The 15,341-nt window shown below is 67.2% G+C and carries 11 protein-coding genes; 2 read left to right on the forward strand and 9 right to left on the reverse strand.

Going from position 1 to position 15,341, the window contains the following annotated elements; genetic code table 11:
• Positions 1–200 precede the first annotated feature (200 nt).
• Entirely contained in the window at positions 201–2,645 is a 2,445-nt protein-coding gene (locus AC07S4_RS29410) for a TonB-dependent receptor plug domain-containing protein (protein ID WP_494989964.1), read from the forward strand.
• A gap of 33 nt (positions 2,646–2,678) precedes the next feature.
• Here the strand turns inward: AC07S4_RS29410 and pdxR are convergent, their stop codons facing one another.
• Positions 2,679–4,277 carry a MocR-like pyridoxine biosynthesis transcription factor PdxR gene (gene pdxR, locus AC07S4_RS29415; protein WP_494989965.1) on the reverse strand — a complete coding sequence of 533 codons (1,599 nt, stop codon included), beginning with the start codon at positions 4,275–4,277 and terminating at the stop codon, positions 2,679–2,681.
• A gap of 68 nt (positions 4,278–4,345) precedes the next feature.
• Here pdxR and AC07S4_RS29420 point away from each other — a divergent pair, with 68 nt between their 5' ends.
• A complete protein-coding gene (locus tag AC07S4_RS29420) occupies positions 4,346–4,984 on the forward strand; it encodes a pyridoxamine 5'-phosphate oxidase family protein (protein WP_494989966.1) in 639 nt (212 codons plus the stop codon).
• Here AC07S4_RS29420 and AC07S4_RS29425 read toward each other — a convergent pair whose 3' ends face one another.
• From AC07S4_RS29425 to AC07S4_RS29460, 8 genes are read right to left on the reverse strand one after another with little or no spacing between them, the layout of a single operon-like run.
• A complete protein-coding gene (locus AC07S4_RS29425) occupies positions 4,985–6,661 on the reverse strand; it encodes a hypothetical protein (RefSeq protein WP_494989967.1) in 1,677 nt (558 codons plus the stop codon). It abuts the gene before it with no gap.
• Complete coding sequence (locus AC07S4_RS29430; RefSeq protein ID WP_494989968.1) at positions 6,658–8,733, reverse strand: hypothetical protein; 2,076 nt, start codon at positions 8,731–8,733, stop codon at positions 6,658–6,660. The genes AC07S4_RS29425 and AC07S4_RS29430 overlap by 4 nt, the downstream gene beginning before the upstream one ends.
• Positions 8,717–9,775: a BatA domain-containing protein gene (locus AC07S4_RS29435; RefSeq protein ID WP_494989969.1), complete on the reverse strand. Its 1,059-nt coding sequence runs from the start codon at positions 9,773–9,775 to the stop codon at positions 8,717–8,719. The genes AC07S4_RS29430 and AC07S4_RS29435 overlap by 17 nt, the downstream gene beginning before the upstream one ends.
• Positions 9,772–10,692, reverse strand: a complete 921-nt coding sequence (locus AC07S4_RS29440; protein WP_494989970.1) for a DUF58 domain-containing protein — start codon at positions 10,690–10,692, stop codon at positions 9,772–9,774. Before AC07S4_RS29440 ends, AC07S4_RS29435 begins: the two co-directional genes overlap by 4 nt.
• A 24-nt stretch (positions 10,693–10,716) precedes the next feature.
• Positions 10,717–11,715: an AAA family ATPase gene (locus tag AC07S4_RS29445; RefSeq protein WP_494989971.1), complete on the reverse strand. Its 999-nt coding sequence runs from the start codon at positions 11,713–11,715 to the stop codon at positions 10,717–10,719.
• On the reverse strand, positions 11,712–12,329 hold the full coding sequence (locus tag AC07S4_RS29450) for a DUF4159 domain-containing protein (protein WP_494989972.1): 618 nt from the start codon (positions 12,327–12,329) through the stop codon (positions 11,712–11,714). The genes AC07S4_RS29445 and AC07S4_RS29450 overlap by 4 nt, the downstream gene beginning before the upstream one ends.
• A 7-nt stretch (positions 12,330–12,336) precedes the next feature.
• Positions 12,337–13,674, reverse strand: a complete 1,338-nt coding sequence (locus AC07S4_RS29455; RefSeq protein ID WP_494989973.1) for a TldD/PmbA family protein — start codon at positions 13,672–13,674, stop codon at positions 12,337–12,339.
• 14 nt (positions 13,675–13,688) lie between these two features.
• Positions 13,689–15,326, reverse strand: a complete 1,638-nt coding sequence (locus tag AC07S4_RS29460) for a TldD/PmbA family protein (protein ID WP_494989974.1) — start codon at positions 15,324–15,326, stop codon at positions 13,689–13,691.
• Positions 15,327–15,341: the final 15 nt, after the last annotated feature.

The raw sequence follows: 15,341 nt of genomic DNA on the forward strand, positions 1-15,341 counted from the left end.
AATGCACCACCTTACGATATTACTCTGGAGAAATCACGCAATTTAATAAAGATTATTCGTTTTTACAACAAATGCACTAAAAGAATGCATCTGGTGTGCATTAACTCTTGGTCCCCTCAATTGTGCGCGTTAGTATTTTCGCACTGCCGGAAGCTTACCCCGCTTTCCGCGCCACTATAACGAGAGAGAATGGACCTTACATGAAGATAGCAGCACGCCAGGCTTCGCCTTTCCGCTTCAAACGCACCCTGCTCGCCAGCGCCGTCCTGCTGGCCGCCTCCCAAGCTTACGCACAGACCGCCGCCGCGCCCCAGGGCGAAGAGCTGAGCGTGGTCGTGCTGGGTTCGCGCTCGACCGCCAAGACCGCGCTGGACACCTCCTCGCCGGTCGGCCTGATCAACATGAAGGACATGCAGTCGGCCGGTCCGCTGGAGCTGGGCAAGCTGCTGCAGACGCTGGACCCGTCGTTCAACTTCTCGACCACCTTCATCAGCGACGGTACGGACATTATTCGTCCGGCCACCCTGCGCTCGCTCGGCCCTGACCAGCTGCTGGTGCTGGTAAACGGCAAGCGCCGCCACCAGCAGGCGCTGGTGAACGTGCAGCAAACCATCGGACGCGGCTCGGCCGGTACCGACATCAACGCCATTCCGCTGTCGGCCATCCACCACATCGAGGTGCTGCGCGACGGCGCCGCCGCCCAATACGGCTCGGACGCGATCGCCGGCGTGATCAACATCGTGCTGAAGTCGAACGTGAACGAGACCGCCGTGAGCGGCCAGATCGGCACCACCAAGGAAGGCGACGGCGACATGATCTCCGGCAGCGTGAACCGCGGCTGGGCGCTGGGCGAGAACGGCGGCTTCATCAACCTGTCGGTGGAAGCGCGCAAACGCGAGGAAACCAACCGCGCCGGCGTCGATTCGCTGCGCGTGAACCCGCCGCGCGTGACCCAGCGCATCGGCGACAGCGACGCCAAGGACGCCTACGCATGGTGGAACGCGGCCCTGCCGATCGACAAATCGAGCGAGTTCTACGCCTTCGGCGGCTTCTCCAAGCGCAAGGGCGACTCGTCCGGCTTCTACCGCTCCAAGGGCGACGGCCGCAACGTGCCGTCCGTGTATCCGGAAGGCTTCCTGCCGAATATCCGCACCACCGTGAAGGACGGCTCCTTCGCCTTCGGCTACCGCCGCGACCTGGCCAACGACTGGAAGGCCGACGTCAGCATCAACCACGGCATGAGCGAGCTGGATTTCCACGAAAAGGAAACCATCAACATCTCCTACTGGTTCGAACCGAAACCGGGCGGCGGCATCTACGCGCAGTCGCCGTTTGAAGCCGACACCGGCAAGCTGAAATTCAACCAGACCACCTTCAACGCCGACATCAAGGGTCCGGTCAAGCTGGGCGGCGAAGAGATCTTCCTGGCCACCGGCTTCGAGTACCGCCAGGACAACTACCAGATCGTCGCGGGCGATCCGGTGTCCTACCAGTACGGCCGCACCAACAACCCGGCCATCGTGATCAAGGACCAGACCGGCGGCGTGGCGGCATCCGGCACGCAGGGCTTCCCCGGCTACACCCCGGCCACCGCCGTGGATGAGGGCCGCCACAACATCGCCCTGTTCCTGGACAGCGAATACCGTCCGTTCAAGGAACTGCTGCTGGCCGGCGCGGTGCGCTATGAGAAGTACTCCGACTTCGGCAGCACCACCACTGGCAAGTTCAGCGCGCGCTGGGACCCGAGCAAGGAATTCGGCCTGCGCGGCAGCGTGTCGTCCGGCTTCCGCGCGCCGGGCGTGCAGCAGAAGTTCTACAGCTCCGTGTCGACCAACCTGAACTCGGCCGGCCAGCTGACCGAGACCCTGACCGCGCGCGAAGGCAGCGCCGTCACCACCGCGCTGGGCATCAAGCCGCTGAAGGAAGAAACCTCGCGCAACGCCAGCTTCGGCATGGTGCTGCGTCCGGCCAAGAACATGTCGCTGACGGCGGACGTGTACCAGATCAAGATCAAGGACCGTATCGTGTTCTCGAGCGAGATCTCGCCTGAAGCCGGCGGCGGTCCTATCGCCAACGTGCTGAACCCGCTGAAGGTAGGCCAGGCGCAGTTCTTCACCAACGCGGTCGACACCAAGACCCAGGGCCTGGACATCGTAGCCGACCACACCACCAAGTTCGACGCGTCCACCCTGGTGCTGTCCGGCCAGCTGGGCTTCAACAAGACCGAAGTGACGAAGCGCCATTCGCCATCGAGCCTGCTGAGCGGCGCGCAGCTGTTCAACCAGGCGCAGGTGACGCTGATCGAACGCGGCCAGCCGCGCAAGCACCATGTGGTGGCGGCGGACTACACGCTGGGCCAGTGGAACGTGAACACCCGCGCCAACTACTACGGCGAAGTGCAGGGCGAAGGTTTCAGCCCGCTGCAGACCTGGGACGCGAAGTGGATCGTGGACGCGAGCGGCCGCTACAACTTCAGCAAGAAGACCAGCGTGTCGGTGGGCGTGAACAATCTGTTCGACACCTATCCGTCCGAGTGGAAAAACGGCGGCGACTTCCCGAAACTGGGCTTCAAGTACTGCTGGGAGACCTGCCCGTTCGGCGTAAACGGCCGTTCGATGTATGTGAAGTTCGACACGGTGTTCTAAGCTTAAGCTAAGCCACACCGCCAGTCTGCATTACTAAGCCGCCCGCTTGCGCGTTACAACGCGCGGCGGGCGCGCCTCATACGCCGCCAGGTGGATCACCGCCGCCAGCCGCCGCACAAATCCCTCCATCAAGTCCGCCGGAATCTGCGCATAGCCGAGCATGAGGCCATGCCAGGCCTGGGTGCGTTCGCAGGTCGCATGCATGCTGAGCGCATGGGCGACGATGCCTTCCTGCGCCAGGCGCGCGCTGATTGCCGCATCGTCCAGCGCGGGGTCCGTGAAGCGCAGCGCCAGGTGCATGCCGGCCGATGCGCCATGCACTTCCGCTATCGCGCCCAGATGCTGGCGCAGCGAGGCCACGAGCACGTCGCGCCGCTGGCGGTACAGGCGGCGCATGCGGCGCAGGTGCAGCGCGAACTGGCCGCTGCGCAGGAACTCCGCCAGCGCCAGCTGTTCGGCCACCCGGCCGCGCGCGGCGGACTGCGCGCGCATGGCGGCCAGCGGTTCGGCCAGGCCTTGCGGCGCAACCAGGAAGCCGATGCGCAGGGCCGGGAACATGGTCTTGCTGAAGGTGCCGAGGTAGAGCACCGGCGCGTCCGGCGCCAGGCCCTGCATGGCTGCCAGCGGCGGGCCGTCGTGGCGGAACTCGCTGTCGTAGTCGTCTTCGATTATCAGTGCGCCCGCGGCGCGCGCGCCGGCTATCAGCGCCAGCCTGCGCTCCAAAGCCAGCACGCCGCCCACCGGATACTGGTGCGAGGGCGTGGTGTAGATCAGGCGTGGCGGGCGCTGGCGCCAGTCCTGCGGCGTGGGCGCAATGCCGCCTTCGTCCACGGCGATGCCCTCCACTTTCAGGCCCGCGCCACGGAAGGCGGCCAGCGCGCCCAGGTAGCCGGGGTGTTCGATCCAGACCGTGTCGCCTTCGTCGGCGCAGGCGCGCGCGCACAGGTCCAGGCTGCTCTGCGTGCCGTCGGTGATGAAGACCTGGCTGGCGCCGCACAGCACGCCGCGCGAGGCGCGCAGATGGTCGGCAATGGCGCTGCGCAGCGCTTCTTCGCCGGCCGGGTCGCCGTAATTCAGCTGGGCCGGATTGAGGCCGCGCCACACGCGGTCCAGCAGGCGGCGCCAGTGCGCGGCTGGAAAGGCGTCCAGCGCCGGCACGCCGGGCACGAAAGCGCCCATCTGGTGCGCTGGACCGCCCACCTCGCGCAGATTGCGCGCGCGGCGCGACAGGCTGTGGTGGGGCTCTCCGGCAGCCTGCTGCGCCTGCGCGCGCTTGCCGGCCTGCGCGGCGGCGGCGGAGATGGCAGCGCCAGTAGCAGCACCCGTGGCGGCATAGGCGATGGCGGGGGCGCCAGCGGCTGCGATGGCGGCCGCCACCGGCGCCACCACGGTGCCGCGCCGGTCGCTTGCCGCGTAGCCTTCGCATGCAAGCTGCTCGTAGGCATACAGCACGGTGTTGCGCGCCATGCCCAGCTCCGCCGCCAGCGTGCGCGTGGCCACCAGGCGCGTGCCGGCAGCCAGCGTGCCGTCGCGGATCGCCGCGCGCAGGCATTCGTGCAGCATGCGCTGGCGCGGCCAGCCTTGCCCGGCATGGCGTTGCATGAAGGAGGAAACAAGCAAGGCGTAATCCATCGTGGCTCCAAAATATTCTAACGTTCTGGATCTTTTTTCAGAGCCATGCATTGATTATATTGCACTACATGAAAACACATCCATCCCCACGCACGCGGGTGCGCCGCATCCCCACCAACGCAGCCTACGACAGCGCTACGCTTTACGCCATCATTGACGAAGCCTACGTCTGCCACATCGCCTTCAGCGACGACAGCGGCCCGCATTGCATCCCGACCGCATGCTGGCGCGAAGGCGGCCATTTATACATCCACGGCTCGAACGGCAGCCGCATGCTCAAGCGGCTGGCGGAAAGCGAAGCCTGCGTCACCATCACGCATGTGGACGGCCTGGTGATGGCGCGCTCGGCCTTCAACCATTCGATGAACTACCGTTCGGCGATGGTGTACGGCCAGTTCGAGATTGTGGAAGAAGACGCCAAGCGCGGCGCAATGGAGGCGTTCATGGAGCAGCTGCTGCCGGGCCGGCAGGCGCAGGTGCGCGGCGGCAGCGACAAGGAATACGCCGCCACCACGGTGATGCGCATTGCGCTGGACGAAGCGGCGTGCAAAGTGCGCACAGGCGGTCCGCAGGATGACGCCGAAGACATGGTGATTGATACCTGGACCGGCGTGCTGCCGCTGCAGCGCCTGCGTGCCGCGCCCATCCCCGCCGAGGATGCGGGTGAAGCACCCGCCTACATCCAGCAGTGGCAGGGCAAGCGCTAGTCAGCGGTCGTTACGGCGCTCGCGCTGCCAAAGGGCGAGCATGCTGGCCGCGATAACCAGCGCAAAGGGCCACGACGGGAATGGCGCGCGCGGGCTGCTTGCGGCCACCGCCTCGGTAGAGCGGGCGGCGTAGCGGGCGGTGGCGTCCTGGCGCAGGGCTTGCTGCCATTGCGGCCAGTCGCTGGTGGCGTAGATGTAGACGCGATGCTCGGAGGCGCCGCTGCGCAGCGTGAGCCATCCAGCTTGCTGCGGCCAGAATGCAGCGCATACCGTTTCGGCTTTAGCAAACCGCGCTTGCCACACCAAGCCTGGCTGTCCATCGATGTGCAAAGTGCTTCCGGCATCGGCGCCCTGCGCGCAGACCTCGGTGCGCAGTCCTGCCACGGGCATCGGGTCCGGCTGCTGCCAAACGAGCTTCTGCATGGCGCCGGCGGCGGCTTTGTCGAACAGCGTTTGCCACCATAGGCCAAGCGCGGCGGGCGAGGAAATGGCGTAGCGGTGCCAGTCCGATACGCCTACCCAAACGATGCTGCCTTTCTTCCATGCGCGCTGCCAAAGCCAGGGCTGGCCTTTGCCGTCCACCGCCACGGCGCTCCAGCCTTCGCCCGGCTGGGCTGCAGGATTGAGAGCGGCGGGCGGCATGGCGAGCTGCTCGCCGCCTATGCTGAACTGGCGGATATCTTCCTTTTCCGTGGTCTGGTTTTGCGGCACGAGGCGCAGCGCCAGATCCCGCTGCCAGACGGCGGCGCTGGCCGCGTTGCCAGCCAGGACAAGCAGCGGAACGCCCTGCCCTGTTTGCGCCAGCAGCGCGGCGCGGGCGGGGGCGGACAGCGATTCAAACCAGGCGGCATCGACGACCTGCGCGTTCGGTTCGGTCAAATCGGCGCGCGCGGATTCGCTGCGGCTCAGGCCCTTGCCCAGCGTGGTCTGCCAGTCCAGCAAGGCGCCGCTGTCGGACAGGAGCTGGTTCAGCGCGCGCGCGTCGAACGATGGTGCCCCGAAACGGCCGATGATTTGCAGCGGAACCGGCGGTGTGACCTGCAGCGGCACCGGGCCTTGCGCGATGGCCTTCCCGGCCGCGTCGAGCAGGCGGGCCTGCAGCAGCATCTGTTCGGCCAGCGGCGGCTGCCAGGTCAGCGAGAGCGCGGCTTGGGCTGGCTTGGCTGCCTGGGGCGACTCTGCCAGCACTTGCCCGTTTTCGGCGAGCAGTTGCAGGCGCCAGCCGGCTTGTGCACCGGTATGGCGTGCGGAGAGGACGAAGCTGCGGCCGAGCGGCAGCGTGCGGGGAAATTCGAGGCGCAGCAGATCGCCTTGCGGCGCGGTCCAGCGCAGCGGACGTGCAGGCAGGTCGTCCCATTGCGCGGCGCGTAAGCCGTGGCCGGTCAGCGCGATCGATCCGGCCTGCGGCACGGCGAGCAGCGCGCGCGCCAGGGCGTCGCCCGGCGGCGCGGACGGCGCACCGGTTGCGATGGCCACTTCACCAGCGCGGGCTGCGGGCTGCGTGGGGGAAGCCAGCATGGCGGCAAGCGACAACGCGGCCAGCAGCGACAGCACAGCGTTAAGCTCCTGGCTCCGGCGGATATACAGCGCAGCGCTAACCAGTCCCGCCAGCAGCGCTCCAGCACTGGCCGCGCCAACGCTGAAGGCTATGCCGAACATTTCCATGCTTGCCATCATGGCTGCTCCTTGCCGCGCCAGGCCTGGCGGAATTTACTGTCGGACTGCGGCTTCGCCTGCAGCACCACCGCCGCTTCGGTGAGCGTGGCGCGCAGGTAGGCGCGCAGCACGGCGCGGCAGCTGGTGCAGCCGTCGGCCACGTCCTGCACGGCGCGCTGCGCAGCCAGCTTCTGTTCGTCGCCGCCGATGCGCTCGGCGATGATGCTGCGCGCGCTCTTGCTCCACAAGGCGGGCAGCGCCCCGCCGCCTGCCAGCGCTTGCACCAGCTCGCGCACCTCCTGCGGCACCTTGTCGTCCACCGCGCCCTGCGCGCGCTTGTAGCTTTGCGCGCCAACCACGTCGCCGGTCAGGCGCTTTTCCTCTTTGATGGCGGGCGGCACAAATGCGGTGCGGTGCAGATAGACGCGTTCGGCCTGCTGCAGTTCCTTGATGGCGTCCAGCGCCTTGTACTCGGGCGCCAGCGCCGCCTTGGGCAGCATGGCGCGCAGCTGCTTCTCGGAGTCCCACATGGCCTTGAGCGCGCGGCGCAGCACTTCCTTGGTCTTGGGGTCGAAGATGGTGGCGTTGTCGGTTTCGTCGTGCTTGTGGCCGAACTCGGCGACGATGCTAGCCATGCTGCCGTCCTTGAAGCCGCCCGCGCCTTCTCCGTGCCCGGCCTGATGGCCTTCGTCGTGGCCATGCTCGTCGCCGAACAGGGTGGATTCCTCGCCCAGGAACTGGCCGTAGCGCAAACGCAGGGCCGACTGGTCGCCTGCGATGGACTCGCTGCGTTCGCGCAGCGTGGCGGCGTTCAGCCGGGGCATGTCGGCCACCAGCTGTTCGGTGTCGATGATGATCTGGCGCTGGCTGCGCAAGCTCTCCGGCTTGACCAGTGTGGGCAGCGCGGAGGAATCCAGGCTTTCGGTTTGCGGACCTGGCAGGCGCAGCGTGTAGGTTGGCGTCTGCACGGTGTGCGGCTGGCCGGGGGCATTGTCCGTGGCGCGGACGAAGAAATACAGCTCGTCGCCGGGCTCCATGCCCAGCTCTGCGAGCGGCCAGTTCTTCTGCCAGTTGCGCGTGCGCGGGTCCGGCGATTGCGGCAGCGGCATTTCGCGGTCGCTGAAACGGATATTCTCGCCGCTGCCGCGCGCCAGCGTCAGGTGCAGGCTGGCGCGCACGATGCCGTAGTCGTCGCGCGCGGAGACGGACAGCTGCACGGACTGCGTACCGGCAGGCAGGATCTGGATCGCTTCGGTGGGCGCGGTGATGGCGACTTGCGGCGCCTGGTCTATGGTAACGCGGATGTTGTGGCGGCTGGCCGCGCCGCCGCGCACGCGCCAGAAGATGGATTCGGTGGCGGTCCAGCCGGCGCAGTCCTGCGTCAGCGCGAGCGTCTGGCCGTCGCTCAGTTCCAGCGTGGCGGGCGGCTCGCCGCTGCGCCTGTAGCACCATTGCACGCGGCTGTGTTGGGGAACCTGGATGTCGGCGGCGCCGGATTCGAAGGCGGCGGCCCTGGTGTATGCGGGCGGTGTGACGCGCAGGACGATTTCGCCTGGGGCGGCTGGTTTGGACTGGCCTGCGGACTTGCCGCCTGTTGCTGAAGGCGCGGTTTGGGTCTGCTGCCAGGCGTAGGCCGACGCCGCGCACAGCAGGCTGGCAATGATGGGCAGGAGCGTGAAGCGGATACGGGTGCGGGCGATGGCGCGGTAGTCTTCTTCGCCCAGCGCGCCGAGCAGGCGCGCCTGCAGGCGGTTGCGCTGGAGGCGGGCCACCGGTGTGGCGGGTTCGGTGGCGAGCAGGGTGCTGCTGTCTTCCAGCGCTGGCACGGCGGCGTCCAGCCAGCGCGCCCATTCGGCGTGGACGCGGCCGCGCAAGGCGCGCAGGTCGAGGGCGAACCAAATAATCCATGCGGCCAGCAGCAGGATGGGGGAGGCTTTCGTTGCGGCGGTCAGCGGCATTGGACGCAGCAGCGGGAACAGCGCCAGCACCAGCAGCGGCAGCAGCGCGGCGGCCCACAGCGGTGCGCGGCGCAGCAGGACGGCGCGCCACAAGCGGCGCAGCACGGTGGAGCGGAAGTCAGCGTCGGCGGACATGGGTCATCAAGCGTTCGAGGGCAAACAGGGCCAGCAGCAGGTAGGCGAGCCAGGTGGCTGGCGGCGTGTTGGGCATGGCCAGGGGCGAATTGCGGCGCGGGGCGAGCTGCATCGCGGGCATGGGGTATGGCTGGACAGGCCGGGCAAGCGACTGCCAGGTTTCGTAGAGGGCGCGGGCGGCGTCGGCGCTTTGCGGGGGCATGGCGGCGGAGGTCCATACGCGGCCTTGCGGGCTGCTGGCGATCTGCAGTTGCAGGCCGTTGACGGCGATCGGTTGGCTTGCCGCTTCGGTGGCGCCGAGTGCGGCCGGCCTGGCGCTTGGCGGCAGCCACCACAAAGGCGCGCGCCAATCGGACGGCGGCGCGGCCTGCGAGTCCCACACGATCAGCTCTGTTTCCGCGCCGGGTTGGTCTTCAATCAGGTAGCGGCTGCCGTCGGCCGATTCGAAGGCGGCGAACATCGCGCGCCAGGCGGCCAGGCGTTCGGGCGGCGCGGCGACGACAACGCTGCGCTGCGGGCGCGGCACGGCGGTGGCGGCGGGCAGGAGGCGGATGTCCACGGCGTGGGCCAGCGGCGGGAGCTGGGCGGGCATGGGGATGGATTCGGCCAGGATCAGCATGCGCGCGCCGGGGCGCCATTCGCTTTCATTCGCTTGCAGCCATTGCAGGGCGTCCGGCGGCAGCGGCATGCCAGGTGCGGCGCTCATGCCGGCGGCGGCGGTTTGCTGCTTGATCCAGGCTTGCACCTGCGCGTCGGTACGGGCGGCCAGCGCGGGGGAGATGAAAATGGTGTCTCCGCGCCACGGCATGGTGGTGGCGGCGAGCCAGGCGATCAGGGCGGCCAGCAGCAGGCAGCGCAGCGCCAGCAGTATCAGGTCTTCCCAGCGCCAGATGCGCGCGGTCTGCGGCGGGGCGGCGGGCAGGAAGCGCGCGGTTGCCAGCGGCTCGGATTTGACGCGCTGGCGCTTCTGGCGGTGCCACCAGATGGGCAGCAGCAGCACAGGCAAGGCGAGCCACCACAGGGTAAGTGCGCTCGATATCATCGCGCCCTCGCCCGCGGCGACGCCAGCTGCAGCCAGCCGCGCAGCACGGCAGCCAGCGGCTGCTCAACGCGCGCTTCGTAATAGGGAATGTCGTGCTGGCGGCATGCGGCGCGAACGCCGGCAAAGTGCGCCGTCATCGCGGCGCGGTAGGAGGCGCGGCCCGATTCGGTCAGCATATGCAGGCCCGCAGCGGTGGCGTCCGATGGCGATGTGCCACCCTCGGGGTCGCGGTAGCCGGAGCCGGGGTTGAAACTGGCGTCCGCTTCGGCCTGGGTGCGCACAGCCAGCAGGCGCACGTCGTGCTGCATGTGGCGCAGGCGCAGCAGCGCTTCGGATAATGGCGACGGCCATTCGAGGCAGTCGCTGGCGGCGAAAACCAGGCTGGGTGCGCGCGCGAAATGCAGGCTGGATTTGAGCGCGGCCGCATCCGGCATAGCGCCTTGCGGCCGCGCCTTGGACAACTGCGCCAGCACGCGCTGCAACTGGCGCGGCCCGCGCGAGGCGGGCGTGAATTCGGTGCGGCCATCGGTGCAGACCACCAGCCCGAAGGCGTCCCCCTGCCGCTGCGCGACGGCGGCGATGCAGCCCAGTACCGTGGCGGCGAAACGCAGCTTGTCCACGTTCGGCACCTGGCGGCTCGGCTCGGACATGGACGCGGTGGCGTCCAGCCAGAGCCAGGTGGCGACGTGGCTGTCGCGCTCCGCTTCGCGCACGTAGTAGCGGTCCGCGCGCGCCAGCAGCTTCCAGTCCACGCGGCGCCACTCGTCGCCCGGCGCGTAAGCCCGGTACTCGGAGAACTCCACGCCCGCGCCGCGTTCGCGGCCCGCGTGGATGCCGTGGCCCAGCCCCGCCAGCACGTGGCGGATGACCAGGTCCAGGTCGTTGGTGTGCGCCAGCAGCGCAGGAGAGTCCAGCATCAGGAATCCAGCATCAGCGTTGGGTCAGTCCGGGCGGATGTCGTTGCGCAGCGCAGCCAGGATGTCGGCGATGGCGATGCCGTCCGCCTCCGCTTCGAAGTTGCGCAGCACGCGGTGCGCCAGTACCGGCAGCAGCATGGCGGCAATGTCTTCGCGGGTGACGGCCAAACGGTTGTGCATCAGCGCGCGCGCCTTGGAGGCCAGCACCAGCGCCTGGCCGGCGCGCGGTCCAGCGCCCCAGCCCACGTGCTTGCGCACCGCCGCCACGCTGCTCTCCTTCGGCCGCGTGGCGCGCACCAGGCGCGTTGCGTACAGCAGCAGGTGGTCACCGATTTCAATGTCGCGCACCAGCTGCTGCAGGCGCAGCAGCGTGGCAACGTCCATCACCGGCTGCGCGTCCGCCAGGCCCGCGTGCGTGGTGGCGGACACCATGGCCACCTCCTCCGCCTCGGTCGGATAGCCGACGTCGATGCGCAGCAGGAAACGGTCCAGTTGTGCTTCCGGCAGCGGGTAGGTACCCGCCTGCTCGATGGGGTTCTGCGTGGCCAGCACGAAGAAAGGCTTGGGCAGCTTGTGGGTCTGGCCAGCGAAGGTGACGGAGCGCTCCTGCATGGCTTCGAGCAGCGCGGACTGCGTCTTCGGCGGCGCGCGGTTGATCTCGTCGGCCAGCAGCACCTGCGTGAACACCGGCCCTTGCTGGAAGCGGAACTCGCGCTTGCCGGTGGCGTGTTCCTCCTCCAGGATTTCGGTGCCGACGATATCGGACGGCATCAGGTCCGGCGTGAACTGCACGCGGCGGAACTCCATATCGGTGGCCTGCGACAGCGACTTCACCAGCAGCGTCTTGCCCAGTCCCGGCACGCCTTCCACCAGCGCGTGGCCGCCGCCCAGCAGGCAGATCACCAGCGAATCGATCACGTCCTGCTGGCCGATGATCACCTTCGACATGCTGGCCTTGAGGGCGCCCACCTTGGCGGTCAGGTCGCCGATTTCATTTTCATTCCACTGCACAGACACTGTCATGCTCCCAATGCGTACTGAATTATGTTGACCGCGAAGCGGGTGTTGTCCACCACCAGCCAGCGCTTGTTGCGGAAGTCGTAATCCCACTCGCAGCCGTAGTCCTTGTTGCTGTACAAGACCCGAACACGGCCGCCGAACTCGATGGCCTTCAGGTAGTCGTGCACCAGGTCGTCGCCCCAGCCGTTCAGCTCCACGCTGGTGTTGGGCGGGCCGTCGAATTTGAAGAAGCTCGAATACACCGGGTGGCTGTTGGGGATCTTGTGCAGCGCCTTCGGGCCGAACATCTTGACCAGCTCGGCCTCGAAGGACTTGGCGAACAGGCCGTCGATGTCGTGGTTGCAGTCGTCCACGAAGACAAAGCCGCCGCCCCGCACGTAGCGCTCGAAGTTCTGGCGCTCGGCGGGGGTGAACTGCACCAGCTTGTGGCCGGCCAGGTAGCAGAACGGCGCTTCGAGCATGCGGGGGTCGGACAGCGCCACGATGCGTTCGACGGGATCAACCCGCAAGGTCGTGTATTCGACCAGCGAGTTGAGCACGTTGCTCGGCATGCGGATGTCCACATCCCAGTCGCCCGACTCGTAAGTCAGGCGGGTGAAGTAAAAGTCGAAGGCCATTCAGTGCTTACACGGCGTCCGACAAGGAAGTGAAGTTGAAGTCGCGCACCTTCATGGCCGGCAGCAGCATCTGGAAACCGGCGTTGACGCCGCCCACCACGGTGGGCTTGCCCAGTTCCTCGATGTTGTTGAGCATGGCGACCGGACTTTCGTTGAAGCGGAAGTTCTTGATCGGATGCTTGATCTTGCCGTTCTCGATGTAGAAGGTGCCGTCGCGCGTGAGGCCCGTCAGCAACTGCGACTGCGGGTCCACCATGCGGATGTACCAGGTGCGCGTGACCAGCACGCCCTTCTTGGTGCTGGCGATCAGTTCTTCGGTGCTCTTGCTGCCGCCGGACATGATGATGTTGCCGTGGCGGCCGATGGCGCGCTTGCCCTGCTTCTGCGCCCAGAAGCGCGTGTAGTCCAGGCCAGCCACCACGCCGTTCTTGATGATGTCCGCGCGTTCGCGCGCCAGCATGGACGAACCGTCCCACGGCAGCACCGGCACTTCCGGATTCCACGGGTCGGCCCAGACGTTGACCTGCTCGTCGTACAGCTTCTCGCCCACGCGGTTGCCGCCGCCTTTTTTCGACAGATAGCTGCGGCCCTCGTCCGCCTGGCGCGCGTCCAGCGCGCCGAACATGAAGCTCAGCATGTCGGAGGTGGCGTCCGGCTCCAGGATCACGGTGTAGCGGCCCGGCTCCAGCGCCTTGGCGTCCACCGAGCGCGCCGCCTTTTCGATGGCGATGCTGGACGCTTCCAGCGCGTCGAACTTGCCGGCGTCGTTGGCGTAGCGCTTGGCCCAGCCGGAGCCGCGCCCGTCTTCGGTGCGGGTGGTGACGGTGAAGCCCAGATTGGTCAGCTCCTGGTAGCCGAACACGCCCTTGGAGTTGGCGTGCGCCGAGAAGGCGGTGCGGTCGTCGAAGAAGCCGGCCGCCTGCAGCTTGGCCTTGCGCGCCGCTTCGATGCTGCGGAAGGCCACTTCGGCGCGGTACTCAGGATCGATGTCGGCGGTGCGCTTGTTCCAGGTCGGCGTGGCCTTGTACTGCTGCGGGCCGACCGTGGACATGAACTCCGGGTTCTCCGGCGCCAGGCGCGCCACTTCCTCGGCGCGGCGCACCGCGCGTTCCAGCGACTTGTCGTCGAACTCGTTGATGGTGACGGTGCCCACGCGCTTGCCGAAGGCCACGCTGACGTTGAGCTGCGTGTCTTCGGTCAGGCCGGCGGTGGAGACGGCGTTGTTGGCGTAGCGGATATTGCCGGTGCGGTTGCCGCTCAGGCTCACCTGGCACTCATCGGCCTTGGAGTAGGCGATGGTCTTGTCGCAAACGCGCTTTGCTTCTTCCTGGGTCAGAAATTTCATCTTGCAGTGACTCCTTAGCCGATCTTGCGGGCGGTGTTGATAACGTTGACGCCGTTGAAGCGCGTGGTGCTCGAACCGTGCGACACGGCGCTGACCTGCGAAGGCTGGCCCTTGCCGTCGAAGAAGGAGCCGCCCATGCGCCAGTCGCGCTCGTCGCACATGGCGGAGCAGGCGTTCCAGAATTCCTGGGTGTTGGACTGGTAGGCCACGTCCTCCAGCGGCTGGGTGATCTTGCCGTCCTTGATCTCGTAATACAGCTGGCCGCCGAACTGGAAGTTGTAGCGCTGCTGGTCGATCGAGAAGGAACCGCGCCCGGCGATGTAGATGCCCTTCTTCACGTCCTTCACCATCTCGTCCGGCGTGAGCTGCTTCTTTCCCGCCTGCAGGGACACATTGGGCATGCGCTGGAACTGCACGCTGCTCCAGCTGTCCGCATACGAGCAGCCGTGCGATTCCTTTTCGCCGATGATGTGGGCCTGGTCGCGCGTGGCCTGGTAGTTCACCAGTATGCCGTCCTTGATGATGTCCCAGCGCTTGCACTGCACGCCTTCGTCGTCGTAGCCGGCGGTGGCCAGCGCTCCCGGCGCGGTCTTGTCGGCCACGAAGTTGACGATGTCGGAACCGTACTTGAATTTCTTCGACTGCCACTTGTCCAGCGTGGCGAAGCTGGTGCCGGCGTAGTTGGCCTCGTAGCCCAGCACGCGGTCCAGCTCCGTGGCGTGGCCGACGGATTCGTGGATGGTCAGGAACAGGTGCTCGGGGCTGAGCACCAGGTCGTACTTGCCCGGCTCCACGGTCTTGGCGCTGAGTTTTTCGCGCGCCTGCTTGCCGGCTGCGCGGGCGTCCTCGATCAGGTCGTAGCCATCCTTGTACAGCGTGGTCACGCCGCCCGGCGCGCGCACCTTGTGCTGCGGCTTGGCGTCGAAGAATTCATAGCCCATGCCGGCCGGCGAGGACAGGCCCTGGCGGGTGCGGAACTTGCCGCTGGCCTTGTCCACGGCGGTGGCGGTGAACGGCGACCACAGGCGATGGATGTCCTGGTCGATATAGGAGCCGTCGGTGGAGGCGAAGTACTTCTGCTGGTTCACCTGGAACAGCGTGGACTGCATGAAGCTCGCGCCCGCGTCCATGCCGGCCTTGTTGGCGGCGATCAGCATGTCGGCCTTGTCCTTGATGGCGACCGTGCGCCAGTCCTTGGTGAACGGCGTGGCCCAGGCCACTTCGCCCACGCCTTTGACGGGCGCCAGGCGCACCGGTTCGGCTTGCAGGCGGGCGTTGGCCTTGGCGATGGCCACGGCCTGGCGCGCCGCTTCGGCCACCGAGTCCAGCGTCATCACGTTGGTGGACACGAAGCCGTAGGCGCCATTGGCCAGCACGCGCACGCCCACGCCGCTCGATTCGGTGTTGACGATGTTTTCCACGTTCAGGTCGCGCGTGGTGATGAACTGGTTCAGGTAGCGGCCGATGCGCACGTCGCAGTAGCTGGCGCCGGCCTTGGTGGCGGCGTTCATCGCGGCGTCCGCCAGCGATTTCTTGAACTGCACGGCCATGGGGTTGAGCAGCTCCTCGGCCGCGATGGCGTTGCCGAACACCGGCACCAGCAGGGTGCCGCCGGTGATGGCGCTGACTTTCAAAAATGTACGTCGTTCCACAATTTCTCCCGATTT

It is taken from the genome of Pseudoduganella sp. GW821-FHT05F09 (assembly GCF_059419605.1).